This is a genomic window from Polaromonas sp., assembly GCF_030682935.1.
Classification (GTDB): domain Bacteria; phylum Pseudomonadota; class Gammaproteobacteria; order Burkholderiales; family Burkholderiaceae_C; genus Polaromonas.
On sequence record NZ_JAUXNA010000390.1, the window covers coordinates 1 to 23,150 of the forward strand.

Genomic DNA, 23,150 nt, shown 5'->3' on the forward strand with positions numbered 1-23,150 from the left:
TGCAGCTGTAGGCCCATCTGCTCGGCAATGTTCATGAAGAGGTTGTTGAACACCTCCAGCAGCACCGGGTCCACCGTCGTGCCCGCTGCAAATTTGATGGCGCGCTCGGCCCGCCGGTCAAGGACCAGGTGATCCAAAGCCGTCAGGGCCGCCTCCCAGCCGGACTCAACCACCGTGGTCGCATTTTTCTCGGCAATGATGGCCGGCCCCAGGATGATGTCGCCGGGCTGCAGGTCCTCGCGCACCACCAGGGCCGCGTCAATCCACTGCCCGCCGGAATACATGCGAACCGTTTCCCGGCGCGGCACTTCGCGCGGCGCGTGCAGGGCGTGGCGCGGTTCAGCCGGCGCATCGCCCGCCACCACGGCCTCGACCGACACGGCTTCCACCACCAGGCCCCTGCCCTGCATCAGGAAGGCGAAACGCTGACGGTAGGCGGTTTCGAAGCTGGCGGTCATCGCGGCGACCGCTGGCCCCCACCCCGGCCCTCCCCCAGCGGGGGAGGGAGTCGGAAAAGGCACGATCAGTGCGGAGTCACTGCCCTCGTAGCGCACATGCACACGTTGATGGGTGGTGATGGCGCCCGTGCTGACCTGCTGGCGTTGCAGTTCGGCTTCTGCGGTGGCGGTCAGGCTATTGAGCGTGTCGGCAATTTCCGGCAGCGCCGCTTCTGAAAGCTTGCGCTCCACGGCCTGCTCGCGAATCACGTTCTGGTCGGCCAGGCCCATGCCGTAGGCGCTCAGCACACCGGCCAGCGGATGCACGAACACCCGCGTCATGCCCAGCGCATCGGCCACCAGGCAGGCATGCTGGCCGCCCGCGCCGCCAAAACACTGCAGCGTGTAGCGCGTCACGTCATAGCCGCGCGCGACCGAAATCTTCTTGATCGCATTGGCCATCTGCTGCACGGCAATGTCGATGAAGCCTTCGGCCACTTCCTCGGCGCTGCGGCCGGTCTGCACGGCCAGTTCGTTGAACTTTGACTGCACCGCCTCGGCACTCAGCGGCTCGTCGGCATGCGGGCCAAACACCTTGGGGAAGTAGCGCGGCTGGACCTTGCCGACCATCACGTTCGCATCGGTCACGGCCAGCGGCCCGCCGCGCCGGTAGCTTGCCGGGCCGGGGTTGGCGCCAGCGCTTTCGGGCCCGACCCGGAAACGTGCGCCGTCAAATGCCAGCACCGAGCCACCACCGGCCGCGACGGTGTGAATGCTCATCATCGGCGCCCGCATGCGCACGCCGGCCACCTGGGTTTCAAACTCGCGTTCGAACTCGCCGGCGTAATGCGACACATCGGTGGACGTGCCGCCCATGTCAAAACCAATCACCTTTTCGATGCCCGCAATGGCCGCCGTGCGCGCCATGCCCACGATGCCGCCGGCGGGACCGCTCAGGATCGCGTCCTTGCCCTGGAACACGTGGGCATCGGTCAGGCCACCCGACGACTGCATGAAAAACAGTTTCACGCCCGGCATCTCGCCGGCGACCTGTTCCACATAGCGGCGCAGGATGGGCGACAAATAGGCATCGACCACGGTGGTGTCGCCCCGGCTGACGAACTTCATCATCGGGCTGGTTTCATGCGAGGTGCTGATCTGCGTGAAGCCCACTTCCAGTGCAATGCGCTTGGCCGCCTTTTCATGGCCGGTGAAGCGGTAGCCGTGCATGAACACAATCGCAACGCTTCGCAGCCCATTCTGGTATTGCGCGAGCAGCTCCTGTTTCAAGAGCGCCTCGTCCAGCGGCTGAAGCAGCTCGCCTTTTGCGCCGACGCGTTCACCGGCTTCCACCACGGCGCTGTAGAGCAGTTCGGGCAGCACGATATTGCGGTCAAAAAGGCGCGGCCGGTTCTGATAGGCAATGCGCAGCGCATCCCGAAAGCCGCGCGTGGTGACCAGCAGCGTGGGTTCACCCTTGCGTTCGAGCAGCGCATTGGTGGCCACGGTAGTGCCCATCTTCACGCAATCCACCACGTCGGCACTGACCGGCTCGCCGGCCTTGAGACCCAGCAGGTGGCGAATGCCGGCCACCGCCGCATCGCGGTATTGCTCGGGGTTTTCGCTCAGCAGCTTGTGCGTGACCAGCGCGCCATCGGGCCGCTTGCCCACCACGTCGGTGAATGTCCCGCCCCGGTCTATCCAGAACTGCCAGCGTTTCGTGCCATTTTTTTCCATGATGTGCCTAGAGGGTAAAGAGGATTAGAGGCTGGCCGCCGAACGTGCGGCCTGGTCGTAAATACCCGAGAGCAAGCGCAGCAAACGCGCCAGCTCCCCAATGTCCCGGTTCAGCCCGTCGTCGGCATTGAGGGCGTTGATCAGGCACGACTCGCGGATCTCGCGGTAGCGGTTCACGTAGTCCAGCCCCATGTCGGTGCACGCGTAGGTCACGTCCTTGCCGCTTTTGCTCGACACCACCACGCCCAGGTTCTGCAGCTTCTTGAGCGAGTAGTTGATCAGGTGGGTGTCTTCCACATTCATGATGAAGCAGATGTCGGCCAGCCGCTTGTTGCGGGCGCGGTGCGTGACATGGTGCAGCACCAGCACATCGAGCGGCGTCAGGTCCTTCAGGCCCGCTGCACTCATGCAGTGCGCCACCCAGCGGTGAAACGCATTGCCCGCCACGATCAGGCCAAACTCGAACTCGCTCATCTCCGCGCTTCGGGGTGACACCAGGTGGGCAGACGAGACGATGGACGGCGCGGCAGGCGGAACATCAGCAGGCACAGGGGCGACGGATTTTTTGACCATTAACAAGCTCCGGGTTGGCATCTTTATTGCGTGAACAAATTGTAGGTAGTTAAACCTCAATTCATCAACAATTTGTTGACGTTTAGGGAAAACACCGAGCAAGACGGCCTGAATGCGATTTACATTTGCCTGTCGACTTTGCACCTTTACCGACGTTTTCCGATATCGCCCCACGACCCTCGCCATGTCTTTACCCACCGCCCCATGAGCCAGAACGATCCGTCCACCCCCATCCCCCCGCTGCTTTCCGTTCGCTCTCTCGCCGTTGAGTTCGAGGTGCCAGGCGGACGCTTTCGCGCGGTAGACGGACTGAGCTTCGATGTCACGGCCGGGCGCACGCTGGCAATCGTCGGCGAGTCCGGTTCGGGTAAGTCCGTGACCTCGCAGGCCATCATGCGGCTGACCGATTACTCGGGCGGAAAAATTGTGGCCGGCCAGGTCCTGTTCCAGTCGCCGGGCAGCGGCATGCTGGACCTGACGCAAGCCAGCGACGACACGCTGCGCGCCATTCGCGGCAATGAAATTGCCATGATCTTCCAGGAGCCCATGACGTCGCTAAACCCGGTGTTCACGATCGGCAACCAGATCGCCGAAACACTGATCCTGCACCAGGGCCTGAGCCCGCTCCGGGCGCGCGAGCAGGCCCGTGCGCTGCTCGACAAGGTGCGCCTGCCCGATGCCGAACGGCTGCTCGACACCTACCCCCATGCGCTATCAGGCGGCATGCGCCAGCGCGCCATGATTGCCATGGCGCTGGCCTGCCAGCCCGCGCTGCTGATTGCCGACGAACCCACCACGGCGCTCGATGTCACGATCCAGGCGCAGATCCTGAACATCATCCGCGAGCTGCAGCGCGACCTGAACACCGCCGTGATGTTCATCACCCACGACATGGGCGTGGTGGCGCAGATGGCCGACGACGTGGTCGTGATGTGGCGCGGCCGCCAGGTCGAGCACGGCACGGTCGACCAGATTTTCAATGCGCCGCAGCACCCCTACACCCGCGCCCTGCTGGCCGCCGTTCCCCGGCTGGGCAGCATGCGCGGCCAGGCCTTGCCCAAACGCATGCCGCTGATCGTGCTCGAAGGCGACGAACTGCGTGAAACCGGCACCGAGCAGGTTCAGGACACGGTAGACCACCGCGCGCCCTTGCTCTCGGTTGAAAAGCTCAGCACCCGTTTTGATGTGGCGCACAGCCTTCTGGGGCGTGTCACGCACCGGGTGCATGCCGTTGAAGAAGTCAGCTTTGACATTTACCCGGGTGAAACACTGGCCCTGGTTGGCGAGTCCGGCAGCGGCAAGTCGACCATCGGCAAGACACTGCAGCAGTTGGTTGAATCGACCAGCGGCGCGATCCGTTTCAATGGCCAGGACATCGCCACGCTCGGCACTGCCGGCAAGCGGCAACTGCGACAAGACATCCAGTACATCTTCCAGGACCCGTATGCGTCGCTCGATCCGCGCAAGACGGTCGGCTTCAGCATTGCCGAGCCGATTTTTACCCACCGTTTGCTGAGCGAACCCAAAACGGTGCAGCGGCGCCTGGCCGAGTTGCTGGAATGCGTCGGCCTCAAGCCCGAGCACGCCAGCCGCTATCCGCACGAATTTTCGGGCGGACAAAGACAGCGCATCTGCATTGCCCGCGCGCTGGCCTGCAACCCGAAACTGGTGATCGCGGATGAATCCGTTTCTGCGCTCGACGTGTCGATCCAGGCGCAGATCATTGACCTACTGATGGCCTTGCAGGCCGAGCGCGGCTTGTCCTACCTGTTCATCACACACGACATGGCAGTGGTCGAAAAAATAAGCCACCGGGTGGCCGTCATGTACCTGGGGCAGATCGTGGAAATCGGTCACCGCCAGGACATTTTTGAAAACCCCCAGCATGCCTACACGCGCAAGCTGCTGGCGGCCGTGCCGGTCGCCGAGCCGGGCCGGCAAATCGACGCCCGCCTGATCCAGGGCGAAATCCCCAGCCCCGTGCGCAAAGTCGGTCATGAGCCGGACATCCTCCAGCTCATCGACGTCAGCCCGGGCCACCGCGTGGCGCAGCCCGCCGCCATGGCTTAAAGCTCCGAGCAACTCTTATCCCTTTCCATTTCTCTCACTTACTCAGGAAAAAACCATGAAGCTGAAAACCTTTTTAGCCACCACCAGTCTGGTGCTGACATGCCTGGTGACTCCGGTCACACATGCTGCGGGAACACTGACCGTGGCCCTGCACCAGGACCCTGGCAACTGGGACCCGATTGCCACCTTCCTGGTGTCCTGGGGCGCCGTGGGCAGCCAGGTTTTTGACGGCCTGATCATGCGCACGCCGGACATGAAGCTGGTGCCCGGCCTGGCCACCAAATGGGAGTTTCTGGACAAGAACACCAAGCTGCGCTTTACCTTGCGCCAGAACGTGAAGTTCCACAACGGCGAGCCTTTCGACGCCGAAGCCGTCAAATTCACCTTTGACCGCCTGCTCGGCGAAGAGGGCAAGAAAGGGCCTCAGCAGTCCAACTACAACGCGATTGAAAAAGTCGTCATCGTCAACGCCACAACGGTCGACTTCGTGCTCAAAAGCCCCGATCCTGTCCTGCTGACCAAGCTGTCCGGCTACGGCGCGATGATTGTTCCGCCCAAGTACATCAAGGAAAAAGGCAGCCAGTTCTTCGGCATGAACCCGGTCGGCACCGGCCCCTTCAAATTCAACGACTACAAACCCAAGATCAGCCTTTCGTTCGAGCGCAACGCCAGCTACTGGGCTGGCGCGCCCAAGCTGGACCAGTTGGTTTACCGTTTCATCAGCGAGCCCGCCACCCAGGCGGCCGAACTGCAGTCGGGCCGGCTTGACGTGGCCAACCAGATCCCGCTGGCGATGATCGAAACGCTCAAAAAAGACCCCAAGCTCACCGTCTCCAGCATGGATGGCCCGGTTGCGCTGGCGTTGCGCTACAACACGCAGCGCGGCATCATGAAGGACCGCGAGGTGCGCAAGGCGCTCACCATGGCAGTGGACCGCGACGCCATCATCAAGGTCATCCTGCTGGGCCATGCCAAGCCTATCGCCAGCTTCCAGGGCGTGCTGTCGTTTGGCAACGACCCGGCCCTCAAGCCCCTGCCGTTTAACCCCACGCTGGCCAAAACCATGCTGCAAAAAGCCGGCGTCAAGCCAGGCACGCAGATCCAGCTCGACTTCCGCGGCCCCGACAGCAACTTCCGTGAAGTGGCGCAAGCCGTGGCCGGTTACCTGCAGGCGGTCGGCATCACGGTGTCGCTGAAGCCGTATGAAACCAATGTGCTGCTCAACGACATCATCCCGAACGGAAAAACCGGCGAGATGTGGCAAAACCAGTGGGGCGGCTGGACCTTTGACTACGACAACACGGCCTACGCCATGTACTACACCAAGCAGCGCTGGAATCCGTTTGACGACGATGCCAAGCTCAATGCCCTGCTGCACACCCAGCGCAACACCTGGGACCAGGTTGCACGCAAGGCAACGCTGCAGGAGATCAGCCGCTACGTGGCCGACCAGGCGCTGGAAATGCCGCTCTACAGCCTGAACACCACCTACGGGCTGAACAAGCGCGCCAAAAACCTGGCGCTGCCCGCCGACGGCCGTTTCCGCTTTGTGGATGCAACCGTCGACTGACGCGTCCTTTGATCTGACAGGTTACCAACACCATGAGTGGATTTCTTATCAAGCGACTGCTGCAGGCGATTTTCGTCGTGCTGGTGGTGACCCTGTTTGTTTCTTATGCCGTGCGCCTGTCGGGTGACCCGGCGCTCATGCTGAGCCAGGGAGCTGGCAGCGTGACGGAAGAAGATCTCCAGAATATCCGCAAGGGCCTGGGCCTGGACCGGCCTTTTCTGGTGCAATACGGCGACTTCCTGGGCGGTGCGATACAGGGCGACTTTGGTCTGAGCTTCATGGGGGGAACGCCGGTGGCGCGGCTGATGGGTGATGCCCTGCCCGCCACGCTGGCGCTGGCATTTGTCTCGCTGCTGCTGTCCATTGTGGTGTCGGTGCCGCTGGGCATCAAGGCCGCCGTGAACAAAGGCAAGGGCGTTGACCAGTTCATCCGCATCATCTCGCTGGTGGGGCTGTCGTTTCCCAACTTCTGGCTCGCCATCATGCTGGTGCTGCTGCTGTCCATCACCTTTCCCCTGTTGCCGCCCTCGGGCTGGGATGGCGCCATCAGCCTGGTCTTGCCGGCGCTGACCATGGCGATCATTCTGTCGGCCACCAACGTGCGGCTGGTGCGCACCGCCATGCTGGAGACGCTGTCGGCCCAATACATCATGGTGGCGCGCAGCAAGGGGCTCAAGGAGCGCGTGGTGCTCTACAAGCACGCACTGCGCAATTGCGCCATTCCCCTGATCACCTACATCGGCCTGCAGTTCGGCAACCTGATTGGCGGCCTGGTCGTGGTGGAAAAAGTCTTCAACTGGCCCGGGCTGGGAACGCTGGCCTTTGATGCCATTGCCAACCGGGACTACCCGGTTCTGCAGGGCACCGTCACCGTGCTGGCCGTGATTATTGTGGCGGTCAACCTGCTGGTTGACATTGCTTACGGGCTGGTCGATCCCCGCATTCGCAACAAATGAACTCCATGCAAACAGCTATTCCCGCCACCGCTCCCGCCCGCGCCATGCAGTGGCGCTCGCTCGAATTCATCCTCGGCGCCCTGCTGACCGGTGCCATGCTGACGCTGGTCCTGCTGTCGGTCTGGATTTTTCCGGACCGGGGCTCGCTGATGGACCTGGCGGCACGCCTCACGCAGCCCTTTACCGCGTGGGCGCATCCGCTAGGCACAGACCCCCTGGGGCGCGACGTGCTGGCGCGGGTGCTGGTGGGCGGCCGAATTTCCCTGATGGTCGGCTTTCTATCGGTGCTGGGTGCCTCGGTGCTGGGCATCACCGTCGGTCTGATCGCCGGGTATTACCGGGGCTTTTGGGACATGCTGCTGATGCGCTGCGTGGATGTGCAGCTGGCGCTGCCCTTTATTCTGGTGGCGCTCACCTTCATCTCCATCCTCGGTGGGGGCTTGGGCAACATCATCCTGTTCATGATCGTCTCGCAGTGGGTGCAGTACGCACGGCTAGTGCGCGGCATGGTGCTGTCCGTGCGCGAGCGCGAGTTCGTCCAGGCCGCGCGGGCCTTTGGCGTGCGGGATTTCGCCATGATCCATCACCACATCCTGCCCAACATCATCGGGCCGGTCATCATTTTGATGACGCTGAACGTGGCCAACAACATCCTGTTAGAGAGCAGCCTGACCTTTCTCGGTCTGGGTGTCGACCCGCTGATCCCCAGCTGGGGCGGCATGCTGGCCGATGGCCGAACCTACATGCAGACCGCCTGGTGGGTCAGCGTCTTTCCGGGCGTGGCCATCATGCTCACGGTGCTGGGCCTGAACCTGCTGGGTGACTGGCTGCGCGACCGGATCGACCCCACCGGAAAACTTTGATGACTGACATGCTGCTCCTAAATTTGACCCTGCCGCGCACGCTGGACAGCTGGGCCAGCCAGTTCGAACAAGCCGAATGGCGCGGCGCCCAGGTGGAGGGCTGGCTGTTCGAAGGCGTGGCCGCGCGCCGCGCTGCCGAGCGGCGCCTGAGGGCTGCAGGCGTCGAGGCGACGCTGCGCAGTGCCTACAAGCCGCTGTTGCACTACTTTCTGGAAGAAGTCGATTGCAGCACGCTGGCCGCAGTCACCGTCACGTATCCGGTGCATCCGAACGCATCGCCACGCCGTTTTCTGCTGGAAGCCTACCCGCTGGCAGCGCTGCTGCCTGACTGCAAGCTCGCGTTTGAACCCGGCACCGACGATCTGAACTACCAGCTGGCGCTCACGCGCAAAGACGGCCAGCAGCTGCAGGCCAGCATATTTGCCCCCAACCGCATCCACGTTGATCACCTGGATGCCACCCTGCTTTCGCCCACCGGCTGGCTCAGAACCCGGACAGAATCCGGCCCGATGGTCCAGATGGGCGCAGCCCAGAAAACCGATTACGAACAGGTTTTCGAGCAGATTATTCAAACCGTCCAGCAGCAGCCCTGGCCGGCACAGGAGCCTTACTTCGAGCGGCTTGACATTCGCGTCGACCTGCCCGGCTTTGAGCAGGCCTTGCCTGTCGACCACGAATGCATCAGCACCCATGAAGCGCTGCACGAAGACATTTATTTTTCCCTGCTGGAAATCTTCCAGCGCCGGTCAGGACAAGCCACTAGCGATAGACGCCTGCAACCGGGCCAGATCGTGCCGGACGTGCGCGCCAGTAACACGGCGCCGCGCCTGCGCATGGCGCTGAGCCGCTTTGACGTGCAGGCGCAGGACCTACGCGCGTGCGCAAGTCCGGCGCCAGAGCAAGCGTTTGACCTGCTCGGTGCTGCACCGCACCCCGAGCGCATTGCCGCAGAGATGCATGGACTGGGCGGCCAGCGCTTTGGCGCGCTGTCGCGCCAGGGCCGGGCGGTGGAAGGCCTGTACCACGCCGGACCGGGCGCAGCCGTCCTCATCAGCGGCGGCCAGCATGCCAACGAAACCTCGGGCGTGGTGGGCGCACTGCGTGCAGCGCAACAGCTCAAGGCCAGCGGCAACGCCCACTTTGCGTTGATCGCGCTCGAAAATCCCGATGGTTATGCCCTGCACCGCGAGCTGTGCGTACAGCACCCGCGCCACATGCACCACGCCGCCCGCTACAGCGCGCTCGGCGATGACATTGAATACCGCGAGCAGGCGCCGCTGTATGAGCGCGAGGCGCGCGAGCAGGCGCTGGCGCTGTCGGGCGCCCAGCTGCACATCAACCTGCACGGTTACCCGGCCCATGAATGGACCCGGCCGCTCTGCGGCTATGTGCCGCGCGGTTTTGAGCTGTGGACGATCCCGAAAGGATTTTTCCTGATCCTGCGCCATCACCCGGGCTGGCAGGCGCAAGGCCGCGCCCTGCTGGAGCAGGTCAGTGCGGCACTGCTTAAGGTCGACGGCCTGCCCGCGTACAACACCCGCCAGATGGCGCTCTACGAACGCCACGCAGGCGAGTTGCCCTTCGAGGTGATCAACGGCACGGCCTGCACCCAATCGGAATCCACTCGCCCTGGCGCGCCCGTGACGCTGATCACCGAGTTTCCGGATGAGACCGTGGCTGACGAGCGGTTTCGCTTCGCCCATACGGTACAGATGGCAACCGTGCTGGCCGCTGTAAGTGCCTGGCAAAGACTGTCGGGAGCCGACCCGCAATAAACTGAATTTCCTGAACCACAGCATGCCTTTGGAGGGTATGCATGGTCAGGCTGGCGCCGGATTTGCGTCTACCATGATCTCCCTGCTGTTAATGTTTTCTGACCTATTACCTGGAGTCACCATGAAACTGAAACTTGTCCTGACCGCCGCCGCACTGACCGTGGGCGCATCGGCTTTTGCCCAAACCAAATGGGACCTGCCCGCCGGTTACGGCGCCGCAAACTTCCACACGGTGAACCTCACCGAATTTGCCAGCGACGTCGACAAAGCCACCGGCGGCAAACTCAAGATCACGGTGCACGCCAACGGCGCGCTGTTCAAGGCGCCCGAAATCAAGCGCGCGGTGCAGGGCGGCCAAGCCCAAGCGGGTGAAATCCTGCTGGCCAACTTCCAGAACGAGTGGCAGCTTTTTGGTGTCGACGGCCTGCCCTTCCTGGCCGACAGCTACGACCAGTCGATGAAGCTCTACAAGGCGCAAAAACCCTTCCTCGAGAAAAAATTTGCCGAGCAGGGCATGGCGCTGCTGTATTCGGTGCCCTGGCCGCCACAAGGCATTTATGCCAAGAAACCGATCAACGCGGGCGCTGACCTGAAGGGCGTGAAATGGCGTGCCTACAGCCCGTCCACCGCGCGCATTGCGGAACTGGTGGGCGCGCAGCCCGTCACCGTGCAGGCGGCCGAACTTTCCCAGGCCATGGCCACCGGCGTGATCGAGTCCTACATGTCGTCAGGCTCGACCGGGGTCGATACCAAGACCTACGAGCACATCAAGTACTGGTATGACACCCAGGCTTGGCTACCCAAGAATGCCGTCATCGTCAACAAGGCAGCGTTTGATGCGCTTGATGCACCGACCAAGCAGGCGGTGCTCAAGGCCGCCGCAGACGCCGAAGTGCGAGGCCTGGCCGCTTCCAAAAAGACCAACACCGAGTCGCTTGAAAAGCTCAAGGCCAACGGCATGAGCATCGTGGCGCCATCGGCCCAGCTCAAGGCCGACATGAAGAAGGTCGGCGACGTGATGCTCAAGGAATGGATTGAAAAAGCCGGCCCCGAAGGCAAGGCGCTGATCGACGCGTTCAACAAGTCCTGAAGCCCGGGTGATGCGAAAAGCGCTTGATGCCTTGTACAACAGCGCTGCCGCCCTGGCGGCGCTGTTTCTGGTCGGCTTGCTGGTCATGGTGCTGCTGTCCATCGTGAGCCGGCAGCTCCATTTTCATGTGCCTGGCACCGACGCCTACGCCGGTTACCTGATGGCGGCCAGCGGCTTTCTGGCGCTGGCGCACACCCTCAAGCGCGGCGAGCACATCCGCGTGACTTTGATTCTGGCGGCGCTGACCGGGCGCTGGAAAAAGGGACTGGAGCTGTGGGCGCTGGGCTTTGCCACGGTGCTTTCGGCCCTGTTCGCGTATTACTGCTGCCGCCTGGCCTGGCAGTCGCGCCTGTTTCACGACATATCCACCGCCAGTGACGCCACGCCGCTGTGGATTCCGCAGATTGCCATGGCGCTGGGCACGGTGATCCTGGCGATCGCCTTTCTGGATGAACTGGTGCTTGAAATCAGGGGCAAGCGCATCGCCCAAAGCAGCGATGAAGCGCTACGCAACGAATAAACCGATCCACCTCCACACCTCAAGCGGCCTCTCATGAACGACCTTGCAATTACCGCCGCCCTGCTGGCGGCCCTGCTGCTGATTTTGGGCAGCGGCGTCTGGGTCGGCCTCACGCTGACCGGCGTGGCCTGGATGGCGGTCACGCTGTTTTCCTCACGCGCGGCGGGCGACGCCATGGCCGTCACGGTCTGGGGATCGTCCAGCAGCTGGACCCTGACCGCCCTGCCGCTGTTTGTCTGGATGGGCGAAATTTTGTTTCGAACCCGCCTGAGCCAGGACATGTTCAAGGGCCTGGCGCCCTGGGTTCAGGCCCTGCCCGGGCGGCTGCTGCACACCAACGTGATCGGCTGCACGATTTTTGCAGCCGTGTCAGGCTCGAGCGCCGCCACCTGCGCCACCATCGGCAAAATGACGCTGCCCGAACTGACGCGTCGCGGCTACCCCGAGCACATGGTCATTGGCACGCTGGCGGGCGCCAGCACGCTGGGCCTCTTGATACCGCCGTCCATCATCATGATCGTCTACGGCGTGGCCGCCGAGGTGTCAATCTCCAAGCTGTTCATCGCCGGGGTTTTTCCGGGTCTGCTGCTGGCGGCGCTGTTTTCGGGCTACATCATGTTCTGGGCGCTGCGCCACCCCGAACAAGTACCCGCCGCCGATGCCAAAACCACGCTCCGGGAGAAACTGTCCGCCTCGCGCAGCCTCATTCCGGTGGTCACGCTGATCGCGGCGGTGCTGGGCTCGATTTACACGGGCGTGGCCACGGCCACCGAGGCCGCCGCCCTGGGCGTACTCGGCGCGCTGGTGCTGTCCACGCTGCAAGGCTCGATGAACTGGGTCAGCTTTCGCGACGCACTGATGGGCGCGACCCGGCTGTATTGCATGATCGCGCTGATCCTGGCGGGCGCCGCCTTTCTCACACTGGCCATGGGCTACATCGGCCTGCCGCGCCACCTGGCCGAATGGATTGGCACGCTGGGCCTGAGCAAGGCGCAGCTGATCGTGACGCTGTCGGTTTTCTTCATCCTGCTGGGCTGCTTTCTGGATGGCATCTCGATGGTGGTGCTGACCATGGGTGTGCTGATGCCCACGGTGCAGGCGGCCGGCATTGACCCGATCTGGTTTGGCATCTTTGTGGTGCTGGTGGTTGAGATGGCGCAAATCACACCGCCGGTGGGTTTCAATTTGTTTGTGCTGCAAGGCATGACCGGCCGCCAACTCACCTGGATTGCCAGGGTCACGATGCCGATGTTCCTGCTGATGTGCGCGGCGGTAGCCCTGATTTACGTCTTCCCCGGCATCGTCACCTGGCTGCCGCAAAAAATGGCAAACTGAGCCGATGTTGCACGTTCTTGCGATCTGTGTGGGGGCCAGCGTGGGCGCATTGTCCCGCTGGGGCTTGGGCCTGTGGCTCACGCCCGGCGGCGTGATTCCCTGGGGCACGCTGGCCGCCAACCTGCTGGGCGGCTACCTGATCGGCATCTGCATCGCCATTTTCCAATCCATGCCCCAGCTCGATCCGGTCTGGCGCCTGCTGCTGGTGACCGGTTTTCTGGGCGGCCTCACGACGTTTTCCTCCTTTTCAGGCGAAGTCGTGAGCTTGCTGATGCAGGCCCGCTATGGCTTGGCCCTGGGCACGGCGGCGCTGCATGTGCTGGGCTCGCTGCTGCTGACCGTGGCGGGCATAAAAACCGCTATATTTTTTATAGCATACTACACCCGTTGATATTGTGCTAGTAGCACTTTTCATCACTAATTCAGTGCTGCCGGCATTGTGTGAGCGCCTTGCCGCACCGGGGCAGTCAGGCAAAATCGGGACGCCACGCAAATCGGCCAAAATAGCCACAATGCATGATGGCCTCCATGATCCCCTTCCATCCCGCCCCCGCAGCCGCCAAACCGGATCGCCTGGTCCGCATTGGCCAGGCGCGCCAGGCGGTTTTGTATGGACAACCGCCGCCGGGCGGCCCGGTGCTGGCGCTTGAAGGCTGGCTGGAGCGCTCCTGGCGGCGCTGCCTGGCCCATGGCCACAGGCCGGAGCAAACGCCTGCTTTTGACATACTGCCGCCCCCCGCGTTGCGGCGCACGCTGGACGACAACCGTCAGCTGGTGCAGGCGGCCCGGCCCGTGCTGGAAAAACTGGGCCGCGCCATTTCGGACACGCGCTATTTCGCCCTGCTCACCAACCGGCACGGCGTGGTGGTCGATGTGGACGGCCCGATAGACCGCCACGACCGCCGCGCCGACCTGATCACGCGCCTGGGCACTGACCTGTCAGAGCAGCAGGTTGGCACCACGGCCATTGGTGTGGCGCTGACCGAACTGCAGCCGGTCTGGCTGCACCGCGGCGAGCACTTTTTTAATGCCACGTCGGTTTACAGCTGCGCTGGCGCACCGCTGTTCGGCCCGGACGGCCGCTGTGCCGGCATGCTTGACCTGACCGGAATCGACGCGCTGGAGCGGCCCGAACTCAAGCACCTGGTCACGCAGTCGGCGCGCAGCATTGAAAACGCACTCACCCTGAGTCGCCCCTACCGCCTGCTGATCCGGCTGAACTGGCCGGGCCGCACGCTGGGCAACGACGAGGATGGTCTGGTCTGCGTAGACGCCGACGGCTGCGTCACGGGCGCCAACCCCACGGCGCGGCAAATGGTGCCGCACCTGAACGTGGCGGCGCCCTCGTTGGTGCATTGCAGCGACCTGTTTGCCATGCCTTTCGAAATGCTGTTTGACGCCGCCCGGCGCGAAGCCCTGGGCCGACAGCTGCCACTGGAAGTGCCGCTGTGGTCCGGGCTGCGCCTGCTCGCGCTGCCGCTGGCGCCCGGTGACACCGACACGCGAGGGTCGGCAGGCCGCACCACCGACCACCGGCCGCTCAGGGACGTCGAAGCCGCGCTGATCCGCAAGGCGGTGGAAGATGCGCGCGGCAACGTGGTGCAGGCGGCGCGCGCGCTGGGCATCAGCCGGGCCACCGTCTACCGCAAGCTAGGCCATAAAATCCGTTCTTAAAAGCTGTAAATCCTTGTAATGGCCTGCCGGGCTTGCTTGGCTATTTGGGCTTTGAGAAGTACAACCACAGATGGCAGCGACTGCTTGATGCGGGCAGTGATCACAGGTACCCCCTTGAGCGCCATCAAGACCACTCAGCCTGATGCCTGGACAATGCGGTTTTACCTACGTCCGGCAATTCACATTTTTGCAAGCACCCATGAACTGGCTGAAAAAACTCTCACCCACACGCCGCGAAGCCTCCGGTCTGGAGTGGAGGCTGTGGCGAAAACTCCCCGTGATCTTGCTGGTGGGCAGCGCCTTGCCGCTGCTGGGTTTGGGCCTGGTGCATCTGCTGGCCGATCCGCAGGCCAGCGCCCAGCAAGCCCGCTGGCTGCAAATGGCCGACTACGTCGTCGTCGGCGTGGTCGTTTTTCACTGGGCCATGGTGCTGACGGTGGGCATTGGCTGCGTGATCGTGATGGTCATGAAAGGCCCGGGCTACGTGGCCGACGGCTACAGGGTGTCGCACAGCGACAGGCCACGCGCGGTCGCAGAAACCGATGAAGAAGCCGCGATCGCTCGGGCGTCTGCAGCGCCTGGGTCGCCCGAAACCAAAGAGCGCCCTGAGTAATCCAGCGCACCAAGGCGCCGCATGCGCGGCAAAAGTCGGCGGGCTCGCCCGCTATCTTGACCCCCATCAACACGCAACGGGCCCTGCACTGCTACGCTGCCCGGCATGAACTTTGACATCCTCATCTCGGGCGCTGGCCCGGCCGGGCTGCGCCTGGCGCGCGCACTGTCGGGGCACGGCCTGCGCACGGCACTGGTAGAGCAGCAGCTGGCGCTGGATGCCGAGGCTTTTGGCCACGACATGACGCGCCGCCTGATGGCGCAGCGCTTTGCCTGAGCCTGCGTGCGCAGCCTGATGCAGCGCGCGCAAACGCAGCGCCTGCTCGCGCCAGCCACCGACCTGCAGGCCGCCGCCGTGCTGTGTGTCGGCTCGGTCCAGGGGCTGGTGTGCAGCCCCTGATCAGCGGCCAGGCGAGCGCCATGGCCGCCCAGGCGCCCGGCGTATTCGACATTTATCTGCGCGGACTCACCCTGAAGGAAACCCCATGAAACGCACCCCCCTTTTGCCCCGCCGCCTAGCCTTGGGCGCCCTTGCGCTGGCACTGGCGGGCGCCCTGGCCTTTGTGGCGCTGCGCACCGGCCCGCTGGCGCCCACGCGCGTTACGGTCACGGCCGTGCAGGAAGGGCGACTGCGCCCTGCCCTCTTTGGCATCGGCACCGTGGAAGCGCGGCGCAGCTGGATGGTTGGCCCCACCGTGGCGGGCCGCGTTCTCAGCGTGAAGGTCGATGTCGGCGACACGGTCCAGGCCGGGCAACTGCTGGCTGAAATGGACCCGGTGGATCTGGACCAGCGCCTGGCCGCGCTTGATGCGTCGCTGGCCCGCGCGGGCAGCACCCAGGCTGCTGCGCAAGCCCAGGTAAGCGACACCACGGCGCGGCGCGCACTGGCCGCCCTCAACGCCAGCCGCAACCAGGAGCTGGCCGCGCAACACTTCATCAGCGCGGGCGCGCTCGAAGCCCGCTTGCAGGAAAAAGTCTCGGCCGATGCCGCGCTGCTGGCCGCGCAGGCCAACCTGAGCGGCGCTGGCCAGGACGTGGTCCGACAGCGGGCTGAGCGCGCCGCCCTGCAGCAGCAGCGCGGCAACGTGCGCCTGCGGGCTCCGGCCGATGCTGTGGTCACCAGCCGCGACGCCGAAGCGGGCAGCACGGTGGTGGCCGGCCAGCCGGTGCTGCGCCTGATGGACCCGGCCAGTTTGTGGGTCAAGCTGCGGGTGGACCAGGGCCGCTCCGCAGGACTCGCGCCGGGCTTGCAAGCGCGCATCGTGCTGCGCTCGCAACCGCGCACCCCGGTGGCCGGCCACGTCGCCCGGGTCGAGTTGCTGGCCGACAGCGTGACCGAAGAGCGCATTGCGCAAGTGGCCTTTGACGCCGCCGCTGGCGCCTCGGTCGGTGAATTGGCTGAAGTGACGCTGCAACTGCCCGAAACCCCGACGTCGCTGCTGATTCCCAATGCCAGCATTCAGCGCCAGCAGGGCCAGGCCGGCGTGTGGCGGCTGGAGGGCGGCAAGCCGGTATTTACCCCCGTGCAGCTGGGCACCCACAGCCTGGACGGCCAGGTACAGGTGCTGGCGGGCGTAAATGCCGGTGACGAAGTAGTGGTGTATAGCCAGAAAGCCTTGAGCGCCGGCGTCCGCGTGCAGGTGGTGGACGCACTGGTCAAAGCCCCAGCCGGAGCGGCCCAATGATCAGCCTGGCTGGGCGCGACATCGCGCACAGCTGGGGCAAATTTGTACTCACCGGCCTGGGTTTGGGCCTGCTGATTGGCGTGACGCTGACCATGGCCGGGGTGTACCGCGGCATGGTCGATGACGCGCAAGCGCTGCTCACCAACAGCCGGGCCGACCTGTGGGTGGTGCAAAAGGACACGCAGGGGCCCTACGCCGAATCATCGAGCCTGAAAGACGACGTGGTGCACAGCCTGCGCGGCATGCCGGGCGTGGCGCAGGCGGCCAACGTGACCTATTTCACGATGCAGGTGCAAAACAGGGACCAGGGCGGTGATGACATCCGGGCCATGGTGGTGGGCATAGAACCCGATCAGCCCGGCTCACCGGGCTACCTCGTGGCGGGCCGCCAGCTCACGCGCAGTCATTACGAGGCGGTGGCCGACGTCAAAGCCGGCTTCGCCCTGGGCGAGCGCATCCGCATCCGCCGCCACGACTACACCGTGGTCGGGCTGACGCAGCGCATGGTGTCCTCGGGCGGCGACCCTATGGTGTTCATCCCGCTGAAAGACGCGCAGGAAGCGCAGTTTTTAAAGGACAACGACGCGATTCAAAATGACCGCACCCGCACCGCCGCCAGCCCCGCCTTCAACCGCCCCGGCGTGCCCGGCCTGCTGGACGCGGTGCAGGCGCTGCAAACCAGCAGCCGCAACGTCAACGCCGTACTGGTGCAGCTGCAGCCAGGCTTCGAGGCCGGGCAGATGGCCGAGCCGATTCGCCGCTGGAAGCACCTGCAGGTGTTCACGCGTGCGGGCATGGAAGCCATTTTGGTGGACAAGCTGATTGCCACCGCAGCCAAACAGATCGGCATGTTCCTGGCGATCCTGGCGGTGGTCAGCGCCGCCATCGTGGCCTTCATCATCTACACCATGACGCTGGGCAAGATCCGCGAAATAGCCGTGCTCAAGCTGATTGGCACGCGCAACCGTACGATTGCCAGCATGATCCTGCAGCAGGCGCTGGGCCTCGGGCTGATTGGTTTTGTGGTCGGCAAGGTGGCGGCCACGATCTGGGCGCCGGTGTTTCCCAAGTATGTGCTGCTGCTCACGCAAGACGCCCTCACCGGCCTGGTGGCCACACTGCTGATTTGCGCGCTGGCCAGCACGCTGGCGATTCGCGCGGCGCTCCAGATCGATCCGGCAACGGCCATCGGGTGACAGGAATGAACAACATGACCCCACCCCCAGTGCCCGGCGGAATTCTTATTGAAGGCCTGCGCAAGGTCTATGGCCGGGGCGACACCGCCGTCGAAGCGCTTAAAAACGTCAACATGACGGTAGGCCCCGGCGAAGTCGTGGGGCTGGTCGGCCCCTCGGGCTCGGGCAAGAGCACGCTGCTCAAATGCCTGGGCGCCATCATCGAGCCCACGGCTGGCCGCATGACGCTTGGCAAGGAGCTGATTTATGACAACGGTTGGACCACCTCTGATCTGCGTGCGCTGCGGCGCGACCGCATCGGCTTTGTATTCCAGGCGCCGTACCTGATTCCGTTTCTGGACGTGACCGACAACGTCGCCCTGCTGCCCATGCTGGCGGGCGTGCCCAACGCCCAGGCGAGAGCCCGCGCGCTGGAACGGCTGACTGCGCTGGACGTGGCCCACCGCGCCAAAGCCGAGCCGTCGCAGCTGTCGGGCGGCGAGCAGCAACGCGTGTCGATTGCGCGCGCGCTGGCCAACCGCCCGCCGGTGATCCTGGCCGACGAGCCCACCGCGCCGCTGGACAGTGAGCGCGCTTTGGCCGTCATGCGCATCCTGAACCAGATGGCCCAGCAAGCCCAGACCGCCATCATCGTGGTGACCCACGACGAAAAAATCATTCCCACGTTCAAGCGGATTTATCACATCCGTGACGGCCAGACGGTTGAGGAAGCGGGCCAGGGGCTAAGCTTGTAGAAGATGGCCCCCATGTTTGTCTCTACGCGCCCGTCGCAAGCGCCTTGGCATAAGCGGCTTACTCGAACGAGGGCGGCTGCGGCTTGACCACCGGCTTGCCGGCCGCCGCCCAGGCATCAAAGCCGCCCGCCAGGGACTGCACGTTCAGGTAGCCCATCTCGTGCAGGGCGACGGCGCTCAGCGCGGCGCGGCCACTGGTCTTGCAGTACAGCACGATCTTGAGGTCGCGCGGCTGCAGGGCCGGGTTGCCGCTGAACTTGAACTCCAGCATGCCGCGCGAAATATGCACCGCGCCGCTCAGGTGGCCAGCGGCGTATTCGTCGGCCTCGCGTACATCAAGCAACAGGTCGGCGTCGCGGATGGCCTGCTCGGCGTCGGCGATGGCAATTTCCTGAACGCGGGTTTTGGCGGCGGCAACAAGGTCGTGGGCGGTTTTCATGGTGTTCCTGATCGGTTGAGTGGAAACAGGCCGGTCACGTAGCGCCAGCGCCTGTTTCACAAAAAGGCCAATTTACCATTGAAACGGAACCATTTTTTGGCCCGCGAACTGAGCCATCCTTATTTCGCAGCGTTCGGGAAAAACAGCGGCTCGCCGTTGATTTTGTAGCCGGCAATCACGCCCTGCCCCGCTGGCGAGATGATCCAGTCGACAAACTTTTGCGCTTCAAGCGCCTTGGTTTGCGGGTGTTTGGCCGGGTTGACCACCATCACGCCGTACTGGTTGAACAGGCGTGTGTCGCCTTCCACCAGCACCGCGAGGTCCGCGCGGTTCTTGAAGTTCAGCCAGGTGCCGCGGTCCGTCAGCACGTAGGCGCCGGTGCTGGCAGCCATGTTGAGCGCGGGGCCCATGCCGCAGCCGCAGGCCTTGTAGCCGGCGAACTCCGGCGTGCTCACGCCCGCCGTTTTCCAGTAGCGCAGTTCGGCCGCATGGGTGCCGCTTTTGTCGCCGCGCGAGATAAAACCGGCATCGGCCGCCTTGATCTTTTTAAGCGCTGCTGCAATGTCTTTACCCTTGACCTGCACCGGGTCAGCCGCCGGACCGATCAGCACGAAGTCGTTGTACATCACCGCAAAGCGCTTGAGGGCAAAGCCTTCTGCCACGACTTTTTCCTCGGCTACCTGGTCGTGCACAAACAGCACATCGGCGTCGCCCCGGCGGCCCATGTCGATGGCCTGGCCGGTGCCGACCGCCACCACCTTCACGTCCATACCCGAGGCCTTTTTGAATTCGGGCAGCAAATGGCCAAACAGCCCCGACTGCTCGGTGGACGTGGTGGAGGCCATCACGATGCTGGGCGCTTGCGCTATGGAAATAGTAGCGGATAGCGCAATGGATACCATGGCTAGAGCCCTTAAAGGCTTAAATCCTTGTGCCATTTTATTTAAACCGTTCATGCCAATTCTCCTTTTAAAAATGTTTCAGCGGCCAGGGGCAAAGGCCCGTTGAAAAAGGCCTCCGTGGGCAAGTCAGCCAGCAGGTGGCCGTGCTCCAGGTAGATCACGCGGCTGGCCAGGCGCTTGACCTGGCCGAGGTTGTGGCTGCTGAAAATCAGCGTCATGCCCGCATCGGAAAATTCGGCCATCAGGCGCTCCACCTCGCGCTTGGCCGTGGGGTCCAGGCTGGAGGTCGGCTCATCGAGCAGCAAGACCTGCGGTTTGAGCGCCCAGGCCCGCGCCAGCGCCACGCGCTGCTGCTGCCCGCCTGACAGCGCCTTGGCATTGCGCCCTGCCAGGTCGGCCAGCCCGACGCGCTCGAGCGCCTGCAGCGCCTGCGCCTGGGCCTCCCGCCAGGGCGTGCCGTTCAGCCACAGGCCCAGGGCCACGTTGCTCCGCACACTGGCGCGCAGCAGGTAGGGGCGCTGAAACAGCATGGCCGTGCGCACATCCGCATGCCGCTTGAAGCTGCCCGCCACGGGCTCAACAAAGCCCTGCAGCGTGCGCAGCAGCGTGCTTTTTCCGCTGCCGTTGGCGCCCACCAGCGCCAGCCGTTCACCGGCGCGTACCTGGAAGGTGCAGGCCGTCAGGGCCTGGAGCCGGCCAAACTGCACAGTGACGGACTGCAACTTGAAAATCGGTATCATGGCGGCGCCCCCTGTGCGGCACGGCCCGGGGCGAGCACGACCTCCATCTGCAGCAAGGGGTCATCGAGCTGATTGCGCCAGCGCCGCACCAGCGCAATCAGCAGGTTGAGCAGCAGCACCACGCCCAGCAGCAAGATGCCGAGCGCCAGCGCCAGCGGCAAGTCGCCCTTGCTGGTTTCCAGCGCAATCGCCGTGGTCATCACGCGCGTGAAACCCTCGATGTTGCCGCCCACCACCATCACCGCGCCAACCTCTGAAATGGCGCGGCCAAAGGCGGCAATCAGCACCGTCAGCAAGGTATAGCGCTCGTCCCACAGCAGGATCAGGCCGCGCATGAAGCGGCGCGCGCCCAGCGACTGGAACTGCTCGCCATGGCTGCGGTCCGCATCTTCAATGGTCTGGCGTACCAGCGCCATCACCACCGGCAGCACCAGCACGCTTTGGGCCAGCACCATGGCCTTGAATGAAAACAGCCAGCCCAGAAAACCCAGCGGCCCGCTGCGCGACAGCAGCAGATACACCACCAGCCCAACCACCACGGAGGGCAAGGCCAGCGCGGTGTTGAGCAGGGCCAGCACCGCCGCGCGGCCCCGAAAGCGCGCCACCCCCAGCCAGGCGCCCAGCAGCAGGCCGGCGCTGCAGGCAATCAGGCAGGCGAACGCACTGACGGCCAGCGACCGCAGCACAATGCTGGCGAGCAGCGGGTCGAGCGAGGTGATGAGCGAAAAGGCCGTGACGGCGCTGTCTGAAAAGGTGTTCATGCGGCAAGTTTTGCGAGACTTTATCCTACTGCCGCAGGCCTTGCGGGCGCATCGGTATTGACCGTTATGAAGCGATTTGCATAGGAAAATCAAGGACTTGAGACACTTTGCGTCACCGGGCCATGCACGCATAATCAGCGCACCGCCCTGCCCCCATGCACCCATGCACCCATGCACAAAGTCCAACTCTCCTACCTGCTGACCCCCGAGCGCGGCAAAGACGCGCTGATCCGAAATCCGCTGATGGACTTGCTGCACGCCGTGCGTGAGCAGGGTTCCATCGGCAAGGCCGCCAAGGCGCTGGACCTGTCCTACCGGCATGTCTGGGGCGCGCTCAAGGACTGGGAGCAGACGCTGGAGCGGCCGCTGATCGTCTGGGACAAGGGCCAGCGCGCGCGCCTGACCGAGTTTGGCGAGAAACTGCTGTGGGCCGAGCGCCAGGCCCAGGCCCGGCTGGCGCCGCAGATTGAAGCCTTGCGCGGCGACATCGAACGCGCATTTTCCAGCGCGTTTGATGAAAACACCCATGTGCTGACGTTGTACGCCAGCCACGATGCCGCGCTGACGGCGCTGCGCGAGCAGGCCGGCGCGCACGGCCTGCACCTGGACATCCGCTTCATGGGCAGCGTCGATGCGATTGCGGCCCTGAACGCCGGGCGCTGCACGCTGGCCGGCTTTCACACGCTGGACCAGCCCGCCAGCCAGTCGGTGGCCGCGCGCACCTACCGCAGCCTGCTCAAGCCCGGCCTGCATAAATTAATTGGCTTTGCCCACCGCACCCAAGGCCTGATCGTTGCCAAAAACAACCCGCTGGGCCTTGCCAGCCTGGCCGACCTGAGGCGGCCCGGTGTTCGCTATGTGAATCGCGCGGAAGGCGCAGGCACGCGGGTGCTGCTGGACGAGCTGCTGGCCAAGGCCGGCCTGCAGCCGCAAGATATTCAGGGCTACGCCAGCCAGGAGCCCTCCCACACAGCGGTAGCCCAGGCCGTGGCCAGCAACGCAGCCGATGCGGGTCTGGGTACTGAAGCGGCGGCGCACGAAAAAGGTCTGGGCTTTGTGCCGCTGGTGCAGGAGCGCTACCACCTGGTGTGCCTGAAGTCCGAACTGCCCACGCCCCAAGTGCAAGCCCTGCTCAAAGAACTGCAAAGCCGCGACTGGCAGACCGCGCTGGGCAGCATGCCGGGTTACAGCGTCAAACTGGCGCAGAGCGGAAAGATTTTGTCGCTGCGGGCGGCGTTGCCTTGGTGGAACTACCGCACGCAGAAGTCGTGATTTTTCTGGTTTTCTGATGTGGTTTGGGTTGGTTAATTTTTTGATAGCGGGTTGGCGTTGCGGGGTTAGGCTGGCCGGGAGTCGCCCGGCATGCGACTCACTTTCTTTGCTTCGCCAAAGAAAGTAAGCAAAGAAAGGCGACCCTACTGTCTGCGACCCTTCGCTGCGCTACGGGCACCTTGCGGTGCTCGCTTCAGGCGGGGTCCGCG

The 23,150-nt window shown here is 64.1% G+C and carries 22 protein-coding genes; 16 read left to right on the forward strand and 6 right to left on the reverse strand.

Translation table 11 applies throughout. The features are described 5' to 3' along the window. A partial coding sequence (locus Q8K05_RS18020; RefSeq protein WP_305247988.1) for a hydantoinase/oxoprolinase family protein occupies nt 1–2,174 on the reverse strand: 2,174 nt, incomplete at its 3' end. A 24-nt stretch (nt 2,175–2,198) separates the two neighbouring features. Then, on the reverse strand, nt 2,199–2,747 hold the full coding sequence (locus tag Q8K05_RS18025; RefSeq protein WP_305247990.1) for a winged helix DNA-binding protein: 549 nt from the start codon (nt 2,745–2,747) through the stop codon (nt 2,199–2,201). A gap of 204 nt (nt 2,748–2,951) precedes the next feature. Here Q8K05_RS18025 and Q8K05_RS18030 point away from each other — a divergent pair, with 204 nt between their 5' ends. The 15 genes from Q8K05_RS18030 to Q8K05_RS18100 all read left to right on the forward strand — a co-directional run bounded on the left by Q8K05_RS18030 (nt 2,952) and on the right by Q8K05_RS18100 (nt 18,827). Further along, complete coding sequence (locus tag Q8K05_RS18030) at nt 2,952–4,817, forward strand: dipeptide ABC transporter ATP-binding protein (protein ID WP_305247992.1); 1,866 nt, start codon at nt 2,952–2,954, stop codon at nt 4,815–4,817. A 55-nt stretch (nt 4,818–4,872) separates the two neighbouring features. After that, nucleotides 4,873–6,387, forward strand: a complete 1,515-nt coding sequence (locus Q8K05_RS18035; RefSeq protein ID WP_305247994.1) for an ABC transporter substrate-binding protein — start codon at nt 4,873–4,875, stop codon at nt 6,385–6,387. Between the two features lie 32 nt (nt 6,388–6,419). Beyond that, nucleotides 6,420–7,343, forward strand: a complete 924-nt coding sequence (locus tag Q8K05_RS18040; RefSeq protein WP_305247996.1) for an ABC transporter permease — start codon at nt 6,420–6,422, stop codon at nt 7,341–7,343. A 5-nt stretch (nt 7,344–7,348) separates the two neighbouring features. After that, the gene (locus Q8K05_RS18045) at nt 7,349–8,206 is read left to right on the forward strand and encodes an ABC transporter permease (protein ID WP_305247998.1); all 858 of its coding nucleotides are present in this window, start codon (nt 7,349–7,351) and stop codon (nt 8,204–8,206) included. Beyond that, nucleotides 8,206–9,981, forward strand: a complete 1,776-nt coding sequence (locus tag Q8K05_RS18050; RefSeq protein WP_370868911.1) for a peptidase M14 — start codon at nt 8,206–8,208, stop codon at nt 9,979–9,981. The genes Q8K05_RS18045 and Q8K05_RS18050 overlap by 1 nt, the downstream gene beginning before the upstream one ends. Before the next feature lie 121 nt (nt 9,982–10,102). Then, nucleotides 10,103–11,071: a TRAP transporter substrate-binding protein gene (locus Q8K05_RS18055; RefSeq protein ID WP_305248000.1), complete on the forward strand. Its 969-nt coding sequence runs from the start codon at nt 10,103–10,105 to the stop codon at nt 11,069–11,071. 10 nt (nt 11,072–11,081) lie between these two features. Further along, complete coding sequence (locus Q8K05_RS18060; protein ID WP_305248002.1) at nt 11,082–11,591, forward strand: TRAP transporter small permease; 510 nt, start codon at nt 11,082–11,084, stop codon at nt 11,589–11,591. Nucleotides 11,592–11,624: 33 nt separating this feature from the next. Then, nucleotides 11,625–12,926, forward strand: coding sequence for a TRAP transporter large permease (locus Q8K05_RS18065; RefSeq protein ID WP_305248004.1), 1,302 nt, complete (start codon nt 11,625–11,627; stop codon nt 12,924–12,926). A 4-nt stretch (nt 12,927–12,930) separates the two neighbouring features. Then, nucleotides 12,931–13,317, forward strand: coding sequence for a fluoride efflux transporter CrcB (gene crcB / locus Q8K05_RS18070; RefSeq protein ID WP_305248006.1), 387 nt, complete (start codon nt 12,931–12,933; stop codon nt 13,315–13,317). 128 nt (nt 13,318–13,445) lie between these two features. Further along, nucleotides 13,446–14,600, forward strand: coding sequence for a helix-turn-helix domain-containing protein (locus tag Q8K05_RS18075; RefSeq protein ID WP_305248027.1), 1,155 nt, complete (start codon nt 13,446–13,448; stop codon nt 14,598–14,600). 199 nt (nt 14,601–14,799) lie between these two features. Continuing rightward, complete coding sequence (locus Q8K05_RS18080) at nt 14,800–15,213, forward strand: hypothetical protein (protein WP_305248007.1); 414 nt, start codon at nt 14,800–14,802, stop codon at nt 15,211–15,213. Nucleotides 15,214–15,318: 105 nt separating this feature from the next. Next, nucleotides 15,319–15,489 (forward strand): FAD-dependent monooxygenase, encoded by a 171-nt coding sequence (locus Q8K05_RS18085; RefSeq protein ID WP_305248009.1) that lies wholly within the window; start codon nt 15,319–15,321, stop codon nt 15,487–15,489. A gap of 208 nt (nt 15,490–15,697) precedes the next feature. Continuing rightward, nucleotides 15,698–16,897 (forward strand): efflux RND transporter periplasmic adaptor subunit, encoded by a 1,200-nt coding sequence (locus Q8K05_RS18090; RefSeq protein WP_305248012.1) that lies wholly within the window; start codon nt 15,698–15,700, stop codon nt 16,895–16,897. After that, nucleotides 16,894–18,093, forward strand: a complete 1,200-nt coding sequence (locus Q8K05_RS18095) for an ABC transporter permease (protein ID WP_305248014.1) — start codon at nt 16,894–16,896, stop codon at nt 18,091–18,093. The genes Q8K05_RS18090 and Q8K05_RS18095 overlap by 4 nt, the downstream gene beginning before the upstream one ends. A gap of 14 nt (nt 18,094–18,107) precedes the next feature. Further along, entirely contained in the window at nt 18,108–18,827 is a 720-nt protein-coding gene (locus Q8K05_RS18100) for an ABC transporter ATP-binding protein (RefSeq protein ID WP_370868912.1), read from the forward strand. A 58-nt stretch (nt 18,828–18,885) separates the two neighbouring features. On the opposite strand, the gene Q8K05_RS18105 is transcribed toward Q8K05_RS18100, so the two are convergent. From Q8K05_RS18105 to Q8K05_RS18120, 4 genes are all read right to left on the reverse strand, one after another. Then, nucleotides 18,886–19,266 (reverse strand): rhodanese-like domain-containing protein, encoded by a 381-nt coding sequence (locus tag Q8K05_RS18105; protein WP_305248015.1) that lies wholly within the window; start codon nt 19,264–19,266, stop codon nt 18,886–18,888. Nucleotides 19,267–19,385: 119 nt separating this feature from the next. Beyond that, on the reverse strand, nt 19,386–20,168 hold the full coding sequence (locus tag Q8K05_RS18110) for an extracellular solute-binding protein (RefSeq protein WP_370868913.1): 783 nt from the start codon (nt 20,166–20,168) through the stop codon (nt 19,386–19,388). 50 nt (nt 20,169–20,218) lie between these two features. Further along, nucleotides 20,219–20,908, reverse strand: a complete 690-nt coding sequence (locus tag Q8K05_RS18115; RefSeq protein WP_305248019.1) for a phosphate ABC transporter ATP-binding protein — start codon at nt 20,906–20,908, stop codon at nt 20,219–20,221. Beyond that, nucleotides 20,905–21,669 carry an ABC transporter permease gene (locus Q8K05_RS18120; RefSeq protein ID WP_305248021.1) on the reverse strand — a complete coding sequence of 255 codons (765 nt, stop codon included), beginning with the start codon at nt 21,667–21,669 and terminating at the stop codon, nt 20,905–20,907. The genes Q8K05_RS18115 and Q8K05_RS18120 overlap by 4 nt, the downstream gene beginning before the upstream one ends. Nucleotides 21,670–21,840: 171 nt before the next feature. On the opposite strand from Q8K05_RS18120, the gene Q8K05_RS18125 reads away from it, so the two are divergent. Further along, nucleotides 21,841–22,941 (forward strand): substrate-binding domain-containing protein, encoded by a 1,101-nt coding sequence (locus Q8K05_RS18125; RefSeq protein ID WP_305248023.1) that lies wholly within the window; start codon nt 21,841–21,843, stop codon nt 22,939–22,941. Nucleotides 22,942–23,150: the final 209 nt, after the last annotated feature.

Bases quoted from the DNA above. Each gene is read 5' to 3' on its own strand.
- Q8K05_RS18025 (WP_305247990.1), bottom strand. From the start codon at position 2,747: ATGGTCAAAAAATCCGTCGCCCCTGTGCCTGCTGATGTTCCGCCTGCC.
- Q8K05_RS18030 (WP_305247992.1), top strand. From the start codon at position 2,952: ATGAGCCAGAACGATCCGTCCACCCCCATCCCCCCGCTGCTTTCCGTT.
- Q8K05_RS18035 (WP_305247994.1), top strand. From the start codon at position 4,873: ATGAAGCTGAAAACCTTTTTAGCCACCACCAGTCTGGTGCTGACATGC.
- Q8K05_RS18040 (WP_305247996.1), top strand. From the start codon at position 6,420: ATGAGTGGATTTCTTATCAAGCGACTGCTGCAGGCGATTTTCGTCGTG.
- Q8K05_RS18045 (WP_305247998.1), top strand. From the start codon at position 7,349: ATGCAAACAGCTATTCCCGCCACCGCTCCCGCCCGCGCCATGCAGTGG.
- Q8K05_RS18050 (WP_370868911.1), top strand. From the start codon at position 8,206: ATGACTGACATGCTGCTCCTAAATTTGACCCTGCCGCGCACGCTGGAC.
- Q8K05_RS18055 (WP_305248000.1), top strand. From the start codon at position 10,103: ATGAAACTGAAACTTGTCCTGACCGCCGCCGCACTGACCGTGGGCGCA.
- Q8K05_RS18060 (WP_305248002.1), top strand. From the start codon at position 11,082: ATGCGAAAAGCGCTTGATGCCTTGTACAACAGCGCTGCCGCCCTGGCG.
- Q8K05_RS18065 (WP_305248004.1), top strand. From the start codon at position 11,625: ATGAACGACCTTGCAATTACCGCCGCCCTGCTGGCGGCCCTGCTGCTG.
- crcB (WP_305248006.1), top strand. From the start codon at position 12,931: ATGTTGCACGTTCTTGCGATCTGTGTGGGGGCCAGCGTGGGCGCATTG.
- Q8K05_RS18075 (WP_305248027.1), top strand. From the start codon at position 13,446: ATGGCCTCCATGATCCCCTTCCATCCCGCCCCCGCAGCCGCCAAACCG.
- Q8K05_RS18080 (WP_305248007.1), top strand. From the start codon at position 14,800: ATGAACTGGCTGAAAAAACTCTCACCCACACGCCGCGAAGCCTCCGGT.
- Q8K05_RS18085 (WP_305248009.1), top strand. From the start codon at position 15,319: ATGAACTTTGACATCCTCATCTCGGGCGCTGGCCCGGCCGGGCTGCGC.
- Q8K05_RS18090 (WP_305248012.1), top strand. From the start codon at position 15,698: ATGAAACGCACCCCCCTTTTGCCCCGCCGCCTAGCCTTGGGCGCCCTT.
- Q8K05_RS18095 (WP_305248014.1), top strand. From the start codon at position 16,894: ATGATCAGCCTGGCTGGGCGCGACATCGCGCACAGCTGGGGCAAATTT.
- Q8K05_RS18100 (WP_370868912.1), top strand. From the start codon at position 18,108: ATGACCCCACCCCCAGTGCCCGGCGGAATTCTTATTGAAGGCCTGCGC.
- Q8K05_RS18105 (WP_305248015.1), bottom strand. From the start codon at position 19,266: ATGAAAACCGCCCACGACCTTGTTGCCGCCGCCAAAACCCGCGTTCAG.
- Q8K05_RS18110 (WP_370868913.1), bottom strand. From the start codon at position 20,168: ATGGTATCCATTGCGCTATCCGCTACTATTTCCATAGCGCAAGCGCCC.
- Q8K05_RS18115 (WP_305248019.1), bottom strand. From the start codon at position 20,908: ATGATACCGATTTTCAAGTTGCAGTCCGTCACTGTGCAGTTTGGCCGG.
- Q8K05_RS18120 (WP_305248021.1), bottom strand. From the start codon at position 21,669: ATGAACACCTTTTCAGACAGCGCCGTCACGGCCTTTTCGCTCATCACC.
- Q8K05_RS18125 (WP_305248023.1), top strand. From the start codon at position 21,841: ATGCACAAAGTCCAACTCTCCTACCTGCTGACCCCCGAGCGCGGCAAA.